Source organism: Candidatus Flexifilum breve (assembly GCF_016713355.1).
In genome coordinates this window covers 1,458,136-1,479,205 of the sequence record NZ_JADJPI010000035.1, presented here as the reverse complement: position 1 = coordinate 1,479,205, position 21,070 = coordinate 1,458,136, and the positions used below count along the sequence as shown (strand labels likewise).

At 62.6% G+C, this 21,070-nt stretch carries 17 protein-coding genes; 4 read left to right on the top strand and 13 right to left on the bottom strand.

The window, feature by feature from the left end; translation table 11 throughout:
- Nucleotides 1-9 precede the first annotated feature (9 nt).
- Both IPK17_RS29300 and IPK17_RS29295 read right to left on the bottom strand, forming a co-directional pair.
- On the bottom strand, nucleotides 10-642 hold the full coding sequence (locus IPK17_RS29300; protein ID WP_343421244.1) for a DUF4956 domain-containing protein: 633 nt from the start codon (nucleotides 640-642) through the stop codon (nucleotides 10-12).
- Nucleotides 626-1,456 (bottom strand): polyphosphate polymerase domain-containing protein, encoded by an 831-nt coding sequence (locus IPK17_RS29295; protein WP_343421243.1) that lies wholly within the window; start codon nucleotides 1,454-1,456, stop codon nucleotides 626-628. Before IPK17_RS29295 ends, IPK17_RS29300 begins: the two co-directional genes overlap by 17 nt.
- A 420-nt stretch (nucleotides 1,457-1,876) precedes the next feature.
- Between IPK17_RS29295 and IPK17_RS29290 the strand changes: the two genes are divergently transcribed.
- Entirely contained in the window at nucleotides 1,877-3,655 is a 1,779-nt protein-coding gene (locus IPK17_RS29290) for a carbohydrate-binding domain-containing protein (protein WP_343421242.1), read from the top strand.
- A gap of 60 nt (nucleotides 3,656-3,715) precedes the next feature.
- Here the strand turns inward: IPK17_RS29290 and IPK17_RS29285 are convergent, their stop codons facing one another.
- Nucleotides 3,716-5,017, bottom strand: a complete 1,302-nt coding sequence (locus IPK17_RS29285) for a spinster family MFS transporter (protein WP_343421241.1) — start codon at nucleotides 5,015-5,017, stop codon at nucleotides 3,716-3,718.
- 162 nt (nucleotides 5,018-5,179) lie between these two features.
- Between IPK17_RS29285 and IPK17_RS29280 the strand changes: the two genes are divergently transcribed.
- On the top strand, nucleotides 5,180-7,462 hold the full coding sequence (locus IPK17_RS29280; protein ID WP_343421240.1) for an MFS transporter: 2,283 nt from the start codon (nucleotides 5,180-5,182) through the stop codon (nucleotides 7,460-7,462).
- Nucleotides 7,463-7,468: 6 nt separating this feature from the next.
- Here IPK17_RS29280 and IPK17_RS29275 read toward each other — a convergent pair whose 3' ends face one another.
- Genes IPK17_RS29275 through IPK17_RS29255 form a run of 5 tightly spaced genes read right to left on the bottom strand, consistent with a single transcriptional unit; the run spans nucleotide 7,469 to nucleotide 12,417 of the window.
- Nucleotides 7,469-8,434 (bottom strand): ferredoxin family protein, encoded by a 966-nt coding sequence (locus IPK17_RS29275; protein WP_343421239.1) that lies wholly within the window; start codon nucleotides 8,432-8,434, stop codon nucleotides 7,469-7,471.
- A 6-nt stretch (nucleotides 8,435-8,440) separates the two neighbouring features.
- Nucleotides 8,441-9,280: an ABC transporter ATP-binding protein gene (locus IPK17_RS29270; RefSeq protein ID WP_343421238.1), complete on the bottom strand. Its 840-nt coding sequence runs from the start codon at nucleotides 9,278-9,280 to the stop codon at nucleotides 8,441-8,443.
- Nucleotides 9,281-9,292: 12 nt separating this feature from the next.
- Nucleotides 9,293-10,366 carry a FecCD family ABC transporter permease gene (locus IPK17_RS29265; protein WP_343421237.1) on the bottom strand — a complete coding sequence of 358 codons (1,074 nt, stop codon included), beginning with the start codon at nucleotides 10,364-10,366 and terminating at the stop codon, nucleotides 9,293-9,295.
- Entirely contained in the window at nucleotides 10,366-11,406 is a 1,041-nt protein-coding gene (locus IPK17_RS29260) for a FecCD family ABC transporter permease (protein WP_343421236.1), read from the bottom strand. Before IPK17_RS29260 ends, IPK17_RS29265 begins: the two co-directional genes overlap by 1 nt.
- A gap of 3 nt (nucleotides 11,407-11,409) precedes the next feature.
- Nucleotides 11,410-12,417, bottom strand: coding sequence for an iron-siderophore ABC transporter substrate-binding protein (locus IPK17_RS29255; protein WP_343421235.1), 1,008 nt, complete (start codon nucleotides 12,415-12,417; stop codon nucleotides 11,410-11,412).
- A 354-nt stretch (nucleotides 12,418-12,771) separates the two neighbouring features.
- Here IPK17_RS29255 and hemH point away from each other — a divergent pair, with 354 nt between their 5' ends.
- Entirely contained in the window at nucleotides 12,772-13,782 is a 1,011-nt protein-coding gene (gene hemH / locus IPK17_RS29250; protein ID WP_343421234.1) for a ferrochelatase, read from the top strand.
- Between the two features lie 8 nt (nucleotides 13,783-13,790).
- Here the strand turns inward: hemH and IPK17_RS29245 are convergent, their stop codons facing one another.
- Nucleotides 13,791-14,666 carry a glycoside hydrolase family 43 protein gene (locus IPK17_RS29245; RefSeq protein WP_343421233.1) on the bottom strand — a complete coding sequence of 292 codons (876 nt, stop codon included), beginning with the start codon at nucleotides 14,664-14,666 and terminating at the stop codon, nucleotides 13,791-13,793.
- Between the two features lie 157 nt (nucleotides 14,667-14,823).
- On the opposite strand from IPK17_RS29245, the gene IPK17_RS29240 reads away from it, so the two are divergent.
- Nucleotides 14,824-16,068, top strand: coding sequence for an MGDG synthase family glycosyltransferase (locus IPK17_RS29240; protein ID WP_343421232.1), 1,245 nt, complete (start codon nucleotides 14,824-14,826; stop codon nucleotides 16,066-16,068).
- 108 nt (nucleotides 16,069-16,176) lie between these two features.
- On the opposite strand, the gene IPK17_RS29235 is transcribed toward IPK17_RS29240, so the two are convergent.
- The 4 genes from IPK17_RS29235 to IPK17_RS29220 all read right to left on the bottom strand — a co-directional run bounded on the left by IPK17_RS29235 (nucleotide 16,177) and on the right by IPK17_RS29220 (nucleotide 20,864).
- Nucleotides 16,177-17,121, bottom strand: coding sequence for a tagatose 1,6-diphosphate aldolase (locus tag IPK17_RS29235; protein ID WP_343421231.1), 945 nt, complete (start codon nucleotides 17,119-17,121; stop codon nucleotides 16,177-16,179).
- A gap of 192 nt (nucleotides 17,122-17,313) precedes the next feature.
- The gene (locus IPK17_RS29230; protein ID WP_343421230.1) at nucleotides 17,314-18,789 is read right to left on the bottom strand and encodes a CoA-acylating methylmalonate-semialdehyde dehydrogenase; all 1,476 of its coding nucleotides are present in this window, start codon (nucleotides 18,787-18,789) and stop codon (nucleotides 17,314-17,316) included.
- A 152-nt stretch (nucleotides 18,790-18,941) separates the two neighbouring features.
- On the bottom strand, nucleotides 18,942-19,952 hold the full coding sequence (gene iolG / locus IPK17_RS29225; RefSeq protein WP_343421229.1) for an inositol 2-dehydrogenase: 1,011 nt from the start codon (nucleotides 19,950-19,952) through the stop codon (nucleotides 18,942-18,944).
- Nucleotides 19,953-19,967: 15 nt separating this feature from the next.
- Nucleotides 19,968-20,864, bottom strand: coding sequence for a TIM barrel protein (locus IPK17_RS29220; protein WP_343421228.1), 897 nt, complete (start codon nucleotides 20,862-20,864; stop codon nucleotides 19,968-19,970).
- Nucleotides 20,865-21,070: the final 206 nt, after the last annotated feature.

The window sequence follows — 21,070 nt, the reverse complement described above, 5'->3', positions numbered from 1 at the left end:
GAAAAACTGCTAGTCGTCTTCGGCAACGGTCGCCGGGTCGACGGCGAAACTCACCGAGGCGGGGTGCATCGCGTCGACATCGTAGTAAATGCTGATTTGGGCGGTATCGCGCAGGTAGTTGAGGCGCCCCACTTCCACCCGCTTGATGGGGAGGCCGGTACGTTCGCGCAGGTCATCCAAAAGCTGCGGCCAGTTTTCCGGGCGCACGAGGTCGATTCGCTCATAAATGATGGTCTTGCGCACTTCATAGCGGAAGCCCCATCCGCGTTCCAGCACGAGCAGCAGCGCAACGGTTGCCAGATTGACCACGGCGAACTCGCCGTAGGCCGCGCTCTTGAGCAGCAGCGAATTGAGCACGGGCAGCGCGATCAACGTGAAGAGGTAGGTCATCTCGCGGATCGGCATGGGGTCGGTGCGATAGCGCAGAATCGAGAAGATGCCGAACAGGCCAAAGCCCACGCCAATGCTGATATTCGAATCGGTCAGCAGCCCGATCACGAAGAAGATCACGGTGTTGAAGGCGAAGAACGTGAACACATAGTTCTTGTCGCGTTGGCGCGGGTAGTAGATGAAGCGGACAATGATGATGACGATGATGAGGTTCAGACCAAACCCCATCAGGAGTTCAATGGACGAATTCATGGTTCAGTTCTTCCTGCATGATCTTGGATACGTGCCGAATCTGCGGCTTAAAGTTGTTGAGCTTCACGCCGTCGTAGAGCGAGTACACCCCGGCGGTGTACTTGCTGAAGCCCGCGGGCTGCACGCCGAGCCGCTTCATTTCGTGGATGAAAGCGGAATTCTGCGAGCAGTGATCCTGCTTCACTTCGGCAATGGCGAGGCCGGGCAGCGCGTGTGCGGCAGCACCCCAGTGAAAGCCGACGTTGAGGTCGAGTGTGAGGCGTTCCTGATGCTGAATACTGACCAGCGTGAGCCGCATGTAGTCGTTCCACAACTTGGGTTCGAGCATTGCCGCGTGGTAGGGCGTGTAGGCGCTGACAAAGTCGTCCAACTGCGTCGGGATGTCGGTCACGATCTCGGGGATCGGGAGGCGCGATTTCAGCGTGCGTTCGCGGTTGGTTTTATGCTTGACTTCGAAGAAGGCCAGTGCCGAATCGACGTATTGGCGGGCGCGCACTTTGTAGCGGGTGCCGAAGCCGTTGTGATGCTGCTGGTAGAGCGTGAAGTCCGGCGTATCGAAGTACACCGTCTGATAGCGATTCAGGCGCACGCCATTGATTTCGAGCACGCGATAACTTCGGGTGAGGCGCTGCAGCGCGGCGCTCAACTGGCTGACCCCGAGCAGGTACTTCGTTTCCATACGGTCAAGCAGAGCCACGCTGTCCATCTCCGCCAAACTAATCGGCGCAAACTGCGCGATCACGGGCTCAATACGACCCGTCATGCGCAGGATTTTGGTTTTGTTGGGCGTCAGCCGCGGAAATGCTGAAATCATGGTGTGACTCGCCTACTGTACCGGGACCAGACTGTTCCAGTCCGCTTGATGTTTAAACTTTAGTGAAGACTTGTGCAGAAGTTGTGTAGGTTCACTTAATCTTCTGTAAAACAACAGGGCCGGTTGAGGGAAACTGATGGCGCACAGGTCTGACAAACACACGATCATGATTATGAAGCGCAGATTGGTGTGGTCACCTTCTTCGGATGCGCCTGTTGTTTGCCACCCGGACAACGTGCTTCGGTTGGTCGCTGATTGTTCCCCGTCCTTCTGCCCACTCGTGTAGGCTGTCTCGCCCTCACCGATTTGGGGTGCTGTTAAATCAATCTGAACAAGTTCTAAATATGCGGTCGATACCGTTGAGCGCAGATTGGTAAACCAACAACCGCGCGATGACGCGGTTCAGCAAAGGAACGACACATGCGCAACAAACAAAGAACTCTTCGGCTGATCGGTGGGGCGCTGCTGCTGTCCCTGCTGCTCGGCGTTTTGGCGCTGACGCTGCCCGCAGGCAGTGCCGTCAGCGCGCAGGAACCGGTCGTGCTGGTGGAAACCCACGCCGACCCCGAAGATTATGTGTGGGACAGCAACGCGGTGACGCAAATCGCGCTGAGCGATGGCGCGATCACGGTGGATGGCACGGGCGCGACGGCGAACGGCAGCACGGTGACGATCACCGCCGCCGGCAACTACAGCTTCAGCGGCAGCCTCGCCGATGGGCAGATCGTCGTGGATACGCAAGATGACGGTTTCGTGCGCCTGATTCTCAACGGCGTAACCATCAGCAATTCGAGCAGCGCGCCGATCTACGCCGCCAACGCGGACGACGTGATGATTGTGCTCGCGGATAGCACGACCAACGTGATCACGGACAGCCCGAATTATGTATTCGCTTCGGCTGAGGAAGATGAGCCGAACGCGGCGGTGTTCAGCAAGGCGGATCTCACGATTTACGGGAATGGTTCGCTCACGGTCAACGCCAACTACAACGATGGCATCGCCAGCAAAGACGGCCTGATGATCGCCAGCGGCACAATCATCGTCAATGCGGTTGACGATGGCGTGCGCGGCAAAGATTACCTCGTGATCGATACCGCTGCGCTGACCATCAACGCGGGCGGCGACGGCTTGAAGTCGGATAACGAAGAAGACGCGGGCGCGGGCTATATCGCGATCACCAACGGCGTGTTCAATATCACGGCGGGCGGTGATGCCATCAGCGCCTACACCAGCGTGCAGATCAGCGACGGGCAGTTTGCGCTCGTGTCTGGCGGGGGCAGCATGGCCTCGATTGCCGATACCGAGTCCGCGAAGGGCATCAAGTCCGACCTGAGCGTGCAGATCGACGGTGGCACGTTCACGATCAGCGCGGCGGATGACGCCCTGCATTCGAATGGGAGCGTGACGGTCAACGGCGGGACGCTGACGATGGCTTCGGCGGACGATGGCGTGCATGCCGATGCCGCGCTGACGGTCAATGGCGGCGCGATCACCATCACCAACGCGTATGAAGGCCTTGAAAGCGCCGTGATCACGTTGAACGGCGGGAGCGTGACCCTGAACGCCAGCGATGACGGCGTCAATGCGTCCAGCGGCGACGGTGGCGGTTTTGGCATGAGCGCGGCGTCGGCGGGCACGTACCTGTATATCAATGGCGGGTATCTGGCGGTCAACGCGGTGGGCGACGGCATCGACGTGAACGGCGCGATCACGATGACGGGCGGCGTGGTGGTGGTCAATGGGCCGACGGAACAGATGAACGGCGCGCTCGACTTTGACGCGGGTTTCACGATGACCGGCGGGTGGCTGGTCGCGGCGGGCAGCGCGGGCATGGTGCAAACACTGAATGATACGTCGACGCAGCCCTCGCTGCTGCTCAACTTCACCGCGACGCAGGCGGCGGGCACGCTCGTGCACCTTCAGAGCAGCGACGGGACGGATGTGCTAACGTTTGCCCCGAGCAAAGCCTACCAGTCGATCACGTTCTCGTCGCCGGAACTCACGCAGGGCACTTATGACGTGTACCTCGGTGGCTCATCCGATGGCACGGCGACCGATGGCGTGTACAGCGGTGGGTCGTACACGGGCGGCACACTCTATACCAACGTCACCGTGAGCAGCATGATCACGACGGTAGGCAGCGCGGGCGGGATGGGCCTGGGTGGCGGTCGCGGTGCTCGCGGCGGCGGGCGCCCCTGAGCTCGTCAGGCCTACTCTGAGAGCGTGCTCTGCAATGCGCAGAGCACGCTCTCGCTGCGCTCACTGTGGGCGCGCTGCCAGAATCTCGGCGGTACGCACGCGCATCTCCCCGCGCAGCGCCTCGACATCCTCGGCGACGGTGCGCGTCGCCAGCAGCATACACAGCAGACACAGCACATAGGTGACGCCCGCGACGATCAGAATCGCCCGGCTCAGCCCCAACTGCGTGGAGATCAGCCCGACCAGCCACGGCGCGCCCGCCGCCCCGATGTTTTCGATAAAGTACTGCACGGAGAGCGCGGAACTGCGCACTTCGGGTGGCGCGACCTCGTGAATGGTCGCGATCACGTTGGGGCCGGAGAACAGCACGAAGAAGGCCGTCACCGCGAGGAACGCACCGAACACGAGCGGGCTGGTGTCGGGGGGCAGCAGCAGCGTGATCGGGAGCAGCACGGTCGCCAACCCGATGCCGACTGCCGCGACGAGCAAGCGTCCACGCCGCGTTCGCTGAGAGAAGCGGTCGCCGAGCGACCCGGCGACCACCGCGCCAATGGACATCATCAGCACGGAGGCGGCCATGATCGGGAAGATCACGCCGCTCTCGAAACCGCGTTCGCGTTCCAGATACGAGAAGAACCAGAAGGTGATCACCTGCAGCGGAAAGACGCCGAAAAAGCCCTGTGCCAAGAGTGGGAACAGCGTTTTGCGCTTGCGCAGCGCCGTAAGCGAGCCCCATTGGAATTGATAGGTTGGAATGTCGCTGATAGCGCTCATTTCGGGTTCGGCGCTGCCGCGCGGACGGTCTTTGACGCCGAACAAGATGAACAAGCCGACGACGATGCCGAGGCCTCCGGTGAACAGGAAGATGTTGCGCCAACCAATCACACCGTCGAGCGCCAGCACGAGCACGAGGCTGAGCACAAAACCGACCGGGGCGGTAAACTGCAGCCAACCGTTGACGCGACCGCGCGACTCAGGCGGGAAATAATCAGCGACGAGACTGTAAATGCCCGGATAGCTGGAATCGTCGATGCCCGTGGAACTGCGCGCTGCCAGAAACGCCGGAAAGGTCGTGGCGATGGCGCTCAGTGAGGTGGTGATGCCCCAGATGAACGAGGCCAGCGCGAGCATTTTCGGGCGGGCATAGCGATCATACAGGTAGCCCCACAGCAGGTAACAGACCGCGCCGACGATCAGCGCGCCGGTGCCGATGGCGCCCGCTTGTGCGTCGTCGAGGCTGAAGTCGCGCTGAATGTCTTCGAGCACCTGCCCGATGATCAGCTTGTCAGCCTGATGCAGCAGCATGAAGGCAATAAATACTCCGACGAGGAAGAGTTTGTAACGTGGCGCAATAGTTTTCATCAACGTAAGCCTTTTTTGACTGGAGCACTCAGCCCATCTGCCGCAAGTGTAGCGCGAAATTCGGGCAGGTGCGCGGACTACTCACGGTGAAAAGCTTGCCCCGGCGTTAGATGTGGGGTAATAATGGTAGGCTGACTCGACCGCATACCCCTGTGAGCTCTTGTGACCACTCTGACGCGTGGAGTAAAGCCCGGCGGCGGCAAAGCGTTTGTCCCGCCCGAGCTAACGACGGCTGAAAAACTGCGTTTGCTGCACTGGAACGTGGTGCAGAACGCTTTCAACAGCATTTTCGCCCAACTGACCTTCTTCGGTTCGGCCTTCGTGCTGTTCCTCGATCAGCTCGGCATCGAATTCACGCAGATTGGCGTGCTGCTGTCGATGATTCCGTTTTTCGGCATCGTGGCGATCTTCATCGCGCCGCGCGTAGCGCGCTTTGGTTACAAGCGCACCTTTCTGACGTTCTGGGGGCTGCGCAAGGCGGTCACGGCGCTGCTGCTGCTCGTGCCGTGGGTGCTGACGCAGTTCGGCATGCCCTATGCGGTAGCGTTGGTCATGTTTGTGGTCGCCGGGTTCTCGCTGTGCCGCGCCATTGCCGAAACCGGATCGTACCCGTGGGCGCAGGAATTCATGCCCGACAGTGTGCGCGGTCGGCATAACGCGGTCGTCGACATGGCGGCGCGCGTGACGGGCACAGTGGCGATCATCGGGAGCGGGTTTGTCCTCGGCTTGCCCGGCGGGTTGGAACGCTTTACCTTGCTCTTTGGCGTCGGCATCATCGCTGGCCTGCTGTGTGTCTGGAGCGCATCCCGGCTCCCCGGCGGCGCGCCGACCGAAGCGCCGCCCGTCTCCGTGCGTAACTGGATGCAGGTCATCCGCGACAAGCATTTTTCCACGTTCGTGATCGGCTTGTTTCTGGTGACGCTGGCGAGCGCGCCGCTCGGGTTTTTGCCCCTGTTCATGCGCGACTACATCGGCCTGACGGACAGCGAAGTCGTGTGGCTGCAAATGGGCGGCATCGCCGGGGGCTTCTCGGCGATCTATCTGGTCGGGTGGGCGGCGGATCGCTATGGCAGCAAACCCGTCATGCTGACCGGGGCGATCATGCGCATGGTGCTGCCGCTCGGGTGGGTGCTCATGCCGCGCGACTCGGCGTTGAGTTTGCCGATTGCGCTGTTTCTGGCGTTCCTCTGGGGCATCTCCGACGTGACGTGGGGCATCGGCTCGTCGCGCATGCTGTACGTGAACGTCGTGCCGAAAGAGAAGAACAGCCAGTCCCTGTCGGTGTACTACAGTCTGATGGGCATCGTCGGCGGTCTGAGCTCGATTCTCGGCGGGGCGGCGCTCGACTTCACGCATGGGATCGACGCGCAGGTCGGTGGGCTGCCCGTCGATCCGTTCACGCCGCTGTTCATCGGCAGTATGCTGCTCACCGCGGGGTCGCTGTTCCTGCTCATCCGGCGTTTGCAGGTGGAAGGCGAGGTGCGCCTGAGCGAGTTCGCGGCAATGTTCACGCATGGCAACCCGCTGGCCGCGTTTGAGAGCCTGATTCGCTACAACCGGCAGGTGGACGAACGCTCGACGGTGCTGACGACCGAGCGCATGGGGCAGACGCACAGCGCTTTGACCGTCGAGGAACTGCTCGACGCCCTGAAAGACCCTCGGTTCAATGTGCGCTTTGAAGCGATTATCTCCATCGCGCGTACCAGTCCCGATCCGCGCCTGATTCACGCCTTGACCGACATCCTGGACGGCACTGAAGTCTCGCTGAGCGTGATCGCCGCGTGGGCGTTAGGGCGGATGGGTGACGACAGCGCGCTTCCCGCGCTGCGCGCTGGCCTCGATTCGTCGTACCGCTCGATTGTGGCGCACAGCGCGCGGGCGCTGGGCACGCTGCAGGACCACACGGTCGCGCCGCTGCTGCTGGAACGCCTGCAGGCGGAGACGGATAAAGGTCTGCTCATCAGCTATTCGTCGGCGCTCGGGCATCTGCGCATGGCTGAGGCGGTCGACACCATCTTACGGGTGCTGGATCAGACGACGAATGACGGCGCACGCCTCGAATTGGCGCTAGCGCTGGTGCGCATCACCGGGGAAGAAGGCCCGTTCATCCGCTTGGTGCGCAACGCGCGCCGCGACCGCAGCACGACGGCGGGGCGCGAAATCACGGCGATCAAACGGCGGTTGGGCGATTGGCTGACGGACGAGCAAAAAGCCGCCTTTGACCGCTGCGCGCATGAGTTCGCCCGGGATTCGTTTGACGAGGCGGTGATGCAGCTTGCGCCGCTGCTGGAACTGATCGCCGACCGCGGGTCGCCGCTGCGCCAGCAGGTGCTGCGCACGTGTGCCGCTCGTTTGCGCGAAGGCCGCTCCGCCCACCCGGAATACTGGATTCTGGCGCTGGCGCTGGTGCGGTTTATCCTCGAAGAAATGAAAGACGAACTCTGAGGCGGATCACACCACGCGGTACTGCGGATAAGGATAGGTGCTGGCGTCATTGGTGGAATGCGGTGTGCTGATTGATTCGCTGACCTCGATGCGCACTTCTGTATGCTGTTCAGCGCCATCGACGTGCGTGATGCGCACGACCGCCGCGTGTTCGCTCTCATGGGTGCTGACCGCGTAGCGCGGCAGATCCAGCCAACGCCAGCCGTGCCGCTGCCACAGCGCACACTCGGCGGCTTGCTGAAAGCCCGCGCTCACGCCTGCCCAGCCGCGATAATGCCCGCGCAGCGCCGCGACTTCACCCTCGCGGCGGATGATGGGCGCGGCTTGCTCCCGTCCCACATACGCCCAGTAATGCCCGGTCGGCATATCCATGAGCGTAGGCGCGAAGACGTGCCCGCCAAAGTGGCTGACGCGCCACACACGCAGCGTCTCCGTCGCATAGTCCGCCCGTAAGTGCCGGTAAAGCGGGTAGCCGAACTTGGAGCACGCCGCGTCGACTGTGCCGTGTGTGCACACGAGAAGATCGCGGATGTCGTCGGCGTTGGGCACGCGGAATCCCTCGAATCGGGACAACGCGTCGCGATCCTGATACAGCGCCCACACCAGCGCATTGACCTCGTCTAGCGGGACGAGATATTCGACCTTGTCGAAACGGGCGAACGCGCCGGACGGTCGCGTGAAGAGCATGACGCGCCGATAGCCGTCGCGCGAATAGCTTTTGTCCGGGGCGATCAGCAGCGGCAAATGCGGATAGCCTTTGCCCGCGTGATAGTCTTGCAGCCAGAGCGCCAGCAGATCGATCAGCGCTTGGGGCAGCGTGCCCGCCGTCTGATACATGTCGTTCTTCCACGGCAGCGGCGCTTCGAGCACGAGGCAGTCGTCAAAGTGACCGCCGTGCCCGACCGGGTCGAGACCTCGGTCCTGGGCCAGACAGTTGCAGTAGGTTTTGGTCGGCGTACCGCTGATCGTCATGCGCGCTTACGCCGGAACATCGGCACGGAGTTGTGCGTTCAAGGCGGCGGACGCTTTGCGCTGCCGGGTGCCGCGCCGACCGATCGGCACGCACAGCGGCGTCCCGGTGACCGGGTCGCGCACTACGTCGGCTTCGAGGCCGAATACCTGCAGAATGGTTTCGGGCACGATGACCTTGTCCGGCGCACCCTGCGCGATGATCTGCCCGCCGCGCAGCGCGATGATGGTGTCGGCGTAGCGGGCGGCCTGATTGAGATCGTGCAGCACCATGATGATCGTGCGGCCTTCCTCGTTGAGTTCCGCCAGCAGGTCGAGCACGTCAATCTGATGGGCGAGGTCGAGGTAGGTCGTCGGTTCGTCGAGCAGCAGCACGTCGGTTTGCTGCGCCAGCGCCATGGCGATCCACGCGCGCTGCCGCTGCCCGCCGCTCAGGGTGTCGACGGCGCGGTCGGCGAACAGCGTGAGGTTCGTCTGGTCGAGGGCGTGCGCGACGATCTCCTCGTCCGCGGCGCTCCACTGCTTCAGCCACGATTGATGGGGATAACGCCCCTGCGCGACCAGCTCATGCACGGTCAGACCATCGGGCGCGGTCGGCGCTTGCGGCAGGATGCCGAGCTGCCGCGCGAGGTCTTTGGCTTTCATGGCGTGCACGTTCTGACCATCCAGATAGACCGCCCCGTGCGCGGGTTTGAGCAGGCGCGACAGGCCGCGCAGCAGCGTGCTTTTGCCGCAGCCATTCGGCCCAACCAGCGCGGTGATCGACCCACGTTTGAGGGTCAGGTTTAAATCATGAATGACGTGCGTGCCGCCATCATAGCTCAGCGAGAGATTGTCGACCTGCAGCATGAGCGTTAATCCTTACTTCCGGTAACGAACGAGCAAAAACAGGAAATACGGCGCGCCGATCAGCGCCGTGATAATGCCGATAGGGAGTTCGGATGGGGCGATCACCCAGCGTCCGATCAGGTCGGCGAGCACGAGCAGCGCGCCGCCGAAAATCGCGCTGATGGGCAGCAGCCCTTCGTGCGCCGGGCCGACCAGTCGCCGCGTGATGTGCGGTGCGATCAACCCGACAAAGCTGATCGTCCCGGCAATAGAGACCGCCGCCGACGCCAGCCCGACGCTGATCACCAGCAGCAGCGCGCGCTGCCGTTCCACGCCCACGCCAAACCCCGTCGCGACTTCGTCGCCGAGGTTGAGCGCATTCAGCGAGCGGGCGCTCAGAAAGGCCAGCGGGAGCAAGACGACCAACCACGCGACCAACGTCCGCACATGATCCCAGTTGCGTCCGTAAACGCTGCCTGTCAGCCACACATAGGCCTGCTGCACGTCGCGGATGTCGCCGAAGATCAGCACGAAGGTGGTCAGTGAGCCGAGGATGGCGGCAATCGCCACGCCGATCAGGATAAGGCGCACGGGCGCGGCGCTGCCCGCTTTCCACGCCAGCCCGTAGACGAGCGCCGTGGTGAGGATCGCGCCGCCAAAAGCCGCCCACGGCAGCAAGTTGAGCGGCACGTCATGCAGCAGAATCAGCACCACGACCGCCGCGAAACCCGCCCCGGCGGTCACGCCGAGGATGCCCGGTTCCGCCAGCGGATTGCGCGTGATGCCCTGCATGATCGCGCCGGAGGTCGCCAGCGCCGCGCCGACCAGAAAGGCGACGAGGATACGCGGCAGGCGGAAGGTATGGACGACGAGGATGAAACTGCGCGCATTGGGATGATCCGCCGGGAGCGTGCCCGTCAGCGTTTGCACGACATCCCACGGCGTCATGTTGTACGCGCCGAAGTTGATGCTCACGATCAGGATGATCAGCGTGAGGATGAGCAGCGCGAGTGCCACCAGCGGTACGCGCCGATCCAGCTTGAACGACACGGGCAGGCGGCGCGACCGCACGGTGATCCACGTCGAGCGGAGGGAATGGTCGCTCATTAGCGCCGCACCTTCCAACGCGCCAGATAGATGAAGAACGGTGCCCCGACGAGCGCCAGCATCACGCCGACCGGGAGTTCCAGCGGGCGCAGGGCGACGCGCGCCGCGACATCGGCCAGCGTGACGAGCATGCCGCCGAGCAGCGCGGAGTAGGGGATGATCCAGCGGTAGTCGACCCCGGCGATGAAGCGCGCGACGTGCGGGATCACCAACCCGACAAAGCCAATCGGCCCGGCGAGGGCGACTGCGCCGCCCGCCAGCAGCACAACCAGCACCGCCGCGAAGCTGCGCACGATCAAGGTGTTCTGACCCAACCCTTTGGCGACATCGTCGCCCAGGCTGATGGTCGTGATCTGCGGGCTGATGAGCAGCGCGCCGACCAGCCCGACCCCGATCAACGGCGCGGTTTGCGCAATGATCGGGAAGTCCCGCCCGCCGAGCGAGCCTGCCGTCCAGAAACGGATCTGTTCGAGCGTTTCCTGATCCTGAATCAGAATAGCCGTGGTCAGCGACGTGACGAATGCCGTCAGGATGACCCCGGCCAGCGTCAAGCGTAACGGGGTCGCGCCGCCGCTCAACGCACCGATACCGTAGACGAAGGCCGCCGCTAACCCCGCGCCGATCAGCGCGGCGATGGCGTAGCTGGTGAGCGAAGGGGCGGTGGTCAGCGTGACCAGCAGCACGACCGCGAAGGCCGCGCCCGCGTTGATGCCAAGCAGACCGCTGTCCGCCAGCGGGTTGCGCGTCAAGCCCTGCATGAGCGCCCCGGCAACGGCCAACGCCGCCCCGACGATCACCCCGGCGACGACGCGCGGTAGGCGCACCGTCTGGATGATCAACTGGTCGTACTGCGTCGGGTCATAGTTGAACAGCGCAGTGTAGACTACCTGCGGCGTGATCTCCGCGGCGCCGAGCGTGATGCTCCACAGCAGCAGCGCGATCAACAGCAATGTGCCGACCAGCAGCCCCGGCAGCAGCAAAGCGCGGCTGCCGAGGATGCGGGAGGGCGATGAAGTGACGGGTCGAGCCTGAACCGACATGCGTTAGGGCGTTTCTGTCGCTTCCGGGGCGGGCAGGGCGACTTGCAGGGCAGGCACGATCCCTTCAAGCGCGTATTCGAGGCTGAGCACGGTACCAAACTGGAGCGCGTCATCATACTCGGTTGGGACGAAGACGATGCGGCCATCCTGCGCGACCTGCAGTTGACTGATCAGTGGGTCAGCTTCAATGGCTTCGCTGCCGCCCTGCGCGAACTGCAAGCCGAGGAACACAAGCACATCCTGATCGAACAGGTCGATGCGTTCCGCGCTCAGGTCGGCGTAGAAGAATTCGCCCGCAATTTCCTTGAGTTCTTCCGGCACGACGAAGCCGAGGTTGGTGAAGAAGCGGGCGCGGCTGTCCTGATCGGTGTAGAAGCCGTAGGTACGGGCTTCACCGTAGTTGTAGCCGATGGCAATCGTCTGGCCCTCAAACTGCGGGTTCGCTTCCCGCGCTTCAGCGATGAGCGTTTCGACATTTTCGATAGCGGCTTCGGCTTCGTCGGACTTGCCGACCGCCGCGCCAATCATGCGGGTGATTTCCTGCCATGGCATGCCAAAGTTGATATAGTCGCCGGACTGCGCGACGGTGGGCGCAATCGCGCTGAGCAGGTCGTATTCTTCCTGCGTGATGCCCGCGCCGACGGCGATAATCAGGTCGGGCTGGAGCGCGAGGATCGCCTCATAGTTCAGGCTGCCGTAAGCCATATTCAGCACTTCGGGGACGGTATCACCCGCTTCGTCCTGCGCCCACGGGAAAACGGCATTGGTTTCGTCGCCGTACCAGTAGCGGATGGCGATAGGCGTCACGCCTAACGCGAACAGCGCGTCCTGATCGGTGTAGCCGATGGAGACCACGCGCTCCGGCGCTTGCGTGATGGTCGTCGAACCGTATTTGTGCTCCACCGTGACCGGAAAATCGGGATCGGCGGTGGCTTCTTGCGCGGCAACCGTGCTGAACGCCGCCAGCACGAATAATAGAACGAGAATGACAGGCGTGATGCGCTTGGTCATAGAAATATGTCCTCAACTGGATGCAAATATGGTAAAGCTAAACTGGTGCTAGGGGGTATGCTACATGCTGCGGGCGGCGCTGTCTACGCAGGACGTTAAGCCGGGAGTCTGCGCCCGGTAATAATCGGTTTTTCAACCGCGTGTAGTTTAAGCGAAAGGGGGGCTATACCCGCTGTGCAACCGCTGTGCAAATCAGAGTTTACCTACGGAAGATTACGACTATACCCATTGACCTAAATTAAGTTGAGTCTGGTTAAATCTACATAAATCTCACATGCTGACTGAGTTTATAGTAGTTAAAGTGCTATAATGCGGCGCGATAAGCCTAGTTTTTAGCAGCAAGGATCTCGTTTCATGTCAACGCCCCGCATCGGCGTCCTCATCGCCCAACTCGGCACCCCGGACGCGCCCACCCCCCAAGCTCTGCGACCGTACCTGCGCCAATTCCTCTCCGACATGCGCGTGATCGATTACGCGCCGTGGAAGTGGCAGCCGATTCTGCGCGGAATCATACTGAACACGCGCCCGAAGCGCTCGGCCAAGCTGTATCAGCGCATCTGGCTGCCGGAAGGCTCGCCGCTGCTGGTCTACTCGCGCCAGCAGGTCGAAGGCGTGCAGGCGCGGTTGGGCACTGGTTACCGCGTGTTAGTCGGCATGCGCTACGGCAACCCGAGCATCCCCGCAGCCTTCGCGCAGTTCGCCGCCGAAGGCATCGACCGCATCCTCGTCGTGCCCATGTTCCCGCAGTTCTCGTGTACGACGACCGCGTCGATCTACGATGAAGTGTATCTGGCGGCGGCGGGGCGGCGCTGCCCGCTGTTCCACGAGCGCAAACGCTTTGTCCCCACGCTGCGCTTCGTCGAGCCGTACTACGATCATCCCGGCTATATCAACGCCATGCGCGACCACCTCACGCAGCAGATTGAGCAGCTGCCACACGTGCCCGACAAGTTCATGATCACCTTTCATGGCATTCCCCAACGCTATGTCGAGGAGGGTGACCCGTATCGGGCACAGAGCGAACGCACTGCACACCTGCTCGCAGAGGCGCTGGGCTGGTCGGAGGATCAATGGATGCTGACGTTTCAGTCGCGCTTTGGGCCGGAAAAGTGGCTCGAACCGTACACCGATGCGACGCTGGAAGGGCTGGCCGCACAGGGCGTCCAGCGACCGTTCGTGTTTGCGCCGGGCTTCGTCACTGACTGCTTGGAGACGCTTGATGAACTGGGGCACGAAGGCCGCGATCAGTTCGCCGCAGGGGGCGGGCGACCGGACAACTATGTCACCGCTCCCTGCTTGAACGCGTTCCCCGGCTGGTTGGACGCGCTGGCCGGGTTGATTCAGACGAATAGTCAAGGGTGGTGACTGCCAACTCACGCAATGACCAAGGACGAACCGATCTCCTGTAGGTCGACGAAGCAGGGACGTTCGCCGGGATGCAGATTAGGGCGATGATAGGCCAGCTTGAGCTGGCCGGCGAGCTCGCGGAAGACCATGCAGTGACCGCCATCCCCGCTGTAGATCGGCTCGGCGAGCTGCGCCCATGGCCCAAGGATCTGCCCGGAGGCGGAATGCGCCGCGCCGATGGTGTAGTTGCCATTGGCGAAACTCGACCAGAGCATGAGCAGTTCGCCGTTCGTCAACCGGTGCAGCCACGGGCCATCGGTCACAAAGCCCCGGCGGCCTTTCGAATTGAGTTCGTGCGCCCACGGGGCAGCAGACGCCCGGAACAAGAGCTGCGGTTCGCCTACGGCACTGCTCAAATCCGAGCTCAGCCGCACAGCGCAGATCTCGCCATCGCCGACCTGCACCCACTCATGGCAAAAGACCATCCACGGCTGATCGTCGGCGTCCACGAACAGGGTTCCGTCCAGGCATTCCCAATTCGGCGGCGTTACCGGACGGTCGCTCAACGGCACAAACGGCCCGCGTGGGCTGTCCGCGGCGAGGATCTGCGTGCCCCGGCACACGCCTTCCGCTTTGAGGCTCAGAAACATGTAAAAGCGCCCGCGATATGCATGGACTTCGGGCGCCCAGAAATTGCGATCTGCCCAGAAGTCGACAGGCGGGCGGAAGGCCGGGAATGGTCCCTCCCACTGTTCGAGATCGCGGCTGATGTAGTAGTCGATGCCTGAGGCTGAATTCGTCCACGACTCGGCACCCCGCGTACCATACAGGTAATACTGCTGCTCGGCGGCGACGGGCAGCACGAACGGATCACGGATGTGAATGTCACTGTTGGTCAACATGACTGGCTCCAAACGCTGAGAACGCTGCGGGTAATCATAGTCCGTAGTCGCCCACCGAGCGAATGGACTGGCAACTTCCCGCGGCGGCGCGGGTTACAGTCTATAGGTCACACTGCAAGAGTGCTGGCCACATCCCATCACTGAGAACGGAGCGGTCATGTCCAACTCAGCACCGAAGAAGGTGCTCATTCTGACCAACGATACCGGCTTCGGTCATCGGAGCACGGCCAAAGCCATTGCCAGCGCGCTGCAGGAGCAGCACGGCGACGCCTGCACGGTGGAGATCGTCAACCCGACTGAGCATAAAGACGCCTCACCCATCCTGCGTAACAGTCAGTCCGACTATGACCGACTGATCCGCGAATGGCCGGACTTTTACCGCTTCAGCTATGAGGCCGTGAACGACCCGCTGCCGAGCGCGATTGTCGAAGGCGCGTTCACGGTCATGCTGTATCTGGCGATCCTCGATATCCTCAAAACCACCCAACCGGATGTGATCGTCAATACCTACGAGACGTACCATGCACCACTCGACGCCGTGTTCACGATGACCCGTCAGCGCGCGCCGCTCGTTACGACCGTTACCGATCTGGCGACGCTGCACCGTTCCTGGTTCAACCCGGTGACCGATCTGTGCCTCGTACCCACGCAGATCGCCTACGATCTGGCGCTCAACTATGGGCTGCCGCCGGAGAAAGTTAAGGTGACCGGGCTGCCGATCAACCCGGCTTTTGCCCGAGAGACGCGCACGCGTACCGAACTGCGCGCCGAACTCGGCTGGCGTGAGGATCTGATTACGGTGCTGGTGGTCGGCAGCACCCGCGTGCGCAACCTGCCCGAAACCCTCCATGTGCTCAATCACTCGGGACTGCCGCTGCAATTCGTCATTGCGTGCGGCGGGGATGACGAGCTCTTCGCACATTTCTCGCAGGTCGAATGGCATCATCCGGCGCACGTGTACAACCTGGTCAGCAACATGCCGCTGATGATGCACGCCGCCGACTGCACGGTCGGCAAGGCGGGCGGCCTGTATGTGACTGAGGCGCTCGCCTGCGGCCTGCCGATTCTGCTGGTCGATCTGATCGAGGGACAGGAAACAGGCAACGCCGACTTCGTCGTCGACGGCGGCGCGGGCGAACTGGTGGACAACCCCATCGCCGCGCTGGAATCTCTATTTCACTGGCTGGACAAAGATGGTCAACTTCTGAAAGAGCGAGCGCAAAACGCACGACAAATGGGACATCCGCGCGCGGCCTATGACGCCGCAGACCTGGTGTGGCAGATGGCAGATCAGAAACAGTCCCGGCAGACGGGACTGGCGAAGCATCGCCGGAGCGTCACCGAACTGCTGAATGAGTTCAACATCCCGTGGAAAGAGTTCTGGAAGGATTTCGGGAGTTAAGAAACACCTCATCTCCTCTCCGAAAAGAGGAGAGGGAAGACAACAGCGTTCGCCAAAGCGAATGCATTTTCGTAGGGACGCGATTTATCGCGTCCGCGTCCAACAGCCTTACCCTCGCGCTGAAGTGGGCGCGGTGACTTTCCCGGACCACGGGCGCGCTGACTCCGCGCAGATGCTGTGCAATTCCCGAACGCGCTCCCGCCCGGTAGTCGCGAGAAAATCGGCACGGGCAGCGGTGGGCAGCGTGACTGCCTCGTTCCACACCGCGCGCCCGACGATCACGCCGGAGGCGCCCGCCTCACAGGCGATCTGTGTTTGCAGCGCGAACGTTTCGAAATCCACACCCGCGCTCAACAGCGCCCACGGAACCGAACACGCCGCGCTGACCTGCGCACACGCCGCCCGCCACGCCGATTCGTCGCGGCTCTGTGCCGCATCGACCGGGAACTGCAGCTTGAGCACATCGACGCCCATGCTGCTGAACAAACGCGCCATCTCTACGCTGATCGCCAGCAGGTCGGCGTTGCTCAAGGGGGTCGACGGATCGAGCGAGTAGGGGATCGGTTCGAGGAAGAACGGGATGTTGTCGGCGGCGCAGTCCGCCACGATCTGCCGGACAATCCCGCGCTGTTTCTCGGCGTTCGCGGCCTCCGGGTGATAGTAGAGCAGCAGCTTGACGCCATCTCCACCGACGCGCTTGATGTGCCGCACCGACCAATCGGGTATGAACTCGACTTCGCGCTGACTCGGATGCACATCGTAATTGGTGACTTCGATCGGGGCGAGCAGGCCGTGACTCGGCGCGATGTTCCCGCTCATAATGCCTGCCGGGATGCCGAAATCAGGGTCGGTGAGCACGCCCGAGGCATCTCCGGCCAACGCGCCGATCACCTGCTGCTTGAAGGCGGCAAAGTCGGCGTCGGTGCTGGGCGTCGGCGCGTGTTTGTCGAGTGCGGCGCGCAGGTTGGCCCGGTGATCAATTGCCAGAATGACGAAGTGTCCGTCGGGTGTGGCGCAGCGGCTCAAGTGGCGGTACTTGCCGAGGGTGGTCATGGTGCGATGTCCTTAGCTGAAATGTCCTGACCCCACCCCCGACCCCTCCCCGAATTCAGGGAAGGGAGACAGATTTCCCCCTCTCCCCGCTTGCGTGGGAGAGGGGGCTAGGGGGTGAGGGGTTTCTTGACTGTTAGAAAACTTACCGGAGGGGTAAGGCGCGCTTTGCCCCTACAACGATCGGTGATGCTTCTAGAACGTGCGGCTCCACGTCTTCGGCCAGCGTTCGACGACGACCTTCGTCTGCGTGTAGAACTCGACGCCGTGCCGCCCCTGCCCATGCAGGTCGCCGAAGAAGCTTTCGTTCCACCCGCTGAATGGGAAGTAGGCCATCGGCGCGGCGACGCCGATGTTGATGCCGACGTTGCCCGCGTCCGCCTCGTTGCGGAACTTGCGCGCGGCCGCCCCGCTGCCTGTGAAAATGCAGGCCATATTGCCGAACGCGCGCGCGTTGACCAGCTCAATGGCTTGCTCAATGTCGGTGGCGTGCATCAGGCTGAGCACCGGCCCGAAGATTTCGGTGCGTGCGAGGTCGCTGGTCGGCTGCACCTCGTCCAGCACGGTCGGGAAGATCCAATAGCCATCATCGTAGCCGGAGGCCGCTTTGCCACGCCCATCGACCAGCACCTTCGCCGAACCGGTGCGTTCGCCCTCGGCGATGATCTTCTCGATGCGCGCTTTGCTCTCCGCGCTGATGACCGGCCCCATCTGCACGCCTTCGTCCAAGCCGTAACCGACCACGCGGCTCGACGCGGCATCGGCGATCATTTCGGTGAAGCTGGTGCGTGCCTCGCCCACGGTGATGGCGACGGATGCCGCCAGGCAGCGCTGCCCCGCGCAGCCAAACGCTGAATCCGCCATGATGCGGGTGGTCATGTCCATGTCGGCGTCGGGCATAATCACGACCGGATTTTTCGCCCCGCCCTGACACTGCGCGCGCTTGCCGTTGGCGGTCGCGCGGCTGTAGATGTACTTGGCGACCGGTGTCGAGCCGACGAAGCTGACCGCCTTGACCAGCGGGTGATCGAGCAGCGCGTCAACGGTCTCTTTGCTGCCATTAACCAGTTGCAGCACGCCATTGGGGAAGCCCGCCTGCTCGATCAGCGCGAACATCTTGGCGCTGGTCATCGGCACTTTTTCGCTCGGCTTGAGGATGAAGGCGTTGCCCGTCGCGACCGCATAGGGCAGGAACCACAGCGGGATCATGCCGGGGAAGTTGAACGGCGTGATGGCTACAGCCACGCCCAACGGCTGGCGGAACATGTGCTCGTCAATGCCGCTGGCGATATCTTCGTTGTTGTAGCCCTGAATCAGCGAGGGCATGCCTGCCGCAACTTCAACGTTTTCGATGCCGCGCCGCATCTCCGCAATCGCTTCACCGTAGGTCTTGCCGCACTCGTTGGTGATGGTGCGGGCGATATCTTCGATGTTGGCTTCCAGCAGCGCCTTGAGTTTGTACAGAGGCTGCACGCGCTCACCAACCGGGACGCGCCGCCATTCAAGATAGGCTTTGTGCGCCGCCTCGACGGCCTGCGCGACGATTTCCTGCGGGGTCAGCACCACTTCGGCAATCGGCTTGGCCAGCGCGGGGTTGACGATGTTGAGGCGGTTGGTTGCCTGCGCGTCCGTCCACTGCCCATTGATGAAATCGACAATCTGATCGACCATTTTGCTCTCTTCACTCTAGCCGCTGGGATAGCGGCGGCGGCGTTCACTTCAGCCTCACCCCGTTTTGCTGCGCTCAACCGCCCCTCTCCCACGGGAGAGAGGCAAAGAATCGCTTGGTGATTGGGGTAAGGTTGTCACATTTGCTAACTGACCTAGATTTCCGACAGTTTGACCGGGCGGTTTTCGCGCAGCGACTTGAGCGCCGCCTTCGCGATTACGACCGGAGCGCGGCCGTCCGCGCCTGTGACGGGCATGGGCGTGCCGTCGCGCAGGGCGCTGACGAAGGCCACGAGTTCGGTCTGGTAGGCGGCGAGGTAGCGTTCCATGAAGAAATTGAGCGGCAAACCGCGCCGTACGCTGTCCCCGGTGCTGATCGTGACAGCATCCGAGTAGTTGTTCTCGCTGGCGGCCGCTCCGGCGCTGCCGAAGGCTTCGACGCGTTGATCGTAACCGTAAACGGCCTTGCGGCTGTTGTCAATCGTGCCGATTGCGCCGTTCGCAAACTTCAGCGTGATCACGGCGGTGTCGATATCACCCGCCTCGCCAATGCCCGGGTCCACCATGACCGCGCCGACGGCGTAGACCTCGGTCACATCGCCGAACAGGAAGCGCGCCATATCGAAATCGTGGATGGTCATGTCGAGGAAAATGCCGCCGGAAACCTTGATGTAGGACACGGGCGGCGGGCCGGGGTCGCGGCTGATGATGTGCAGGAGCTGGGGCGTACCGATCTCCCCGCTCACAATCGCCTGCTTGACGCGGGCATAGTTGGAGTCGAAGCGGCGGTTGAAGCCGATCATCAGCTTGACGCCCGCTTGGTCGACGGCTTGCAGCGCGTCGTCGATGACGGCCAGATCGGTCGCAATCGGCTTTTCGCAGAAGATGTCTTTGCCCGCCGCCGCCGCCAGCTTGATGAACGGCGCGTGCGTATCCGTTGAGGAGCAGATCACGACGGCGTCGACGCCGGGGTGTTGTAGGAGCGCTTCAACCGACGGCGAGACTTCCGCGCCGAGTTCGTCCGCCAGTGCCTGCGCGGCGGCGGTGTTCACGTCGCAAATGGTGACGAGCCGCGCGCCGGGGACGCGGCGGGCGATGGTTTCGCCATGCACTTTGCCGATGCGTCCTGCGCCAATCAGACCAATGCCGAGTTTTTCGCTAGCCAAGGTGAGTTCCTTTGTTTACAGGCCAATGGATTTCAGATAAGCGCGGTTCGCTGCGGAGAAACGCTTGGGCGCATCGAGATCGTCGGTCAGGATGTCCTGCTCGACAATCGCCCAGCCGTCGTAGCCGAGCGCCAGCATGTTCGCTTTGACGGCGGGGAAGTCGACTTCGCCTTCACCGAGCGCGCAGAACACGCCCGCCTTGACCGCTTCAAAGTAATTCTTGCCTTCGGCGCGGCACTTGGCGGCGATCTCGGTGTGGCAGTCCTTGAGATGCAGGTAGGTCACGCGGCCTTTGAGTTCCTGAATCGCCGCGGCGGCATCGCCCCCGGCGTAGTGCCAGTGCCCGGTGTCGAGGCACAGCCCGACCAGTTGATCGTCGGTGCGGGCGAGCAGTTCGGCGGCTTCGACGGGCGTTTCGACGTAGCCCGCGCAGTGATGGTGGAACGCGACTTTCAGGCCGAGTTCGTCGTTGATGCGGCGGGCGACGAGGTTGACGCCCCGCGCGAACACATCCCATTGGGCGCTGGTGAGCGCGCTGCCGGTGCGCTGTCCCGCTTTGGCGACGAGTTCCGGCACGCTGCCGTTGTCATCCGCCAGCACGATGTACTGCGCGCCGAGCGCCGCCAGCAGCTTGCCGACCTTGAGCGCGGCTTCCGCCCCGGCTTCGTGCGCGGCGGCATCGACCAGCTTGACCGGGACGAACGCCGAGAGGAGCTGCAATCCGCGCGCGCCGAGTTCCTGCCGCAGCACGGCGGGATCGGTGGGCAGGTAGCCATACGGGCCGAGTTCGATGCCTGTGTAGCCGGTCTGCTGGATTTCGTCGAGGACGCGCTGATAGGGATACTTGGGTTCGATCCCTTCGAATTCATAAATGCCCCACGAGACCGGGGCGCTTGCGACTTTGATCGCCATGCTGTTTGTCCTTGTGTGTAGCCAATAAGTAGGGGATTCGCCCTACAGGTACTTCAACTGCCTGCAAATCGATTGGTGCACCCCTCACCCCCCTTAAGTTACTTCTCGAAAGTCCGTGTGTAGGGGCAGACCTCTGTGTCTGCCCGGTTTTGGGCGCACACAGAGGTGCGCCCCTACATCCGTTCTTTCGAGAACCCACCTTGGCC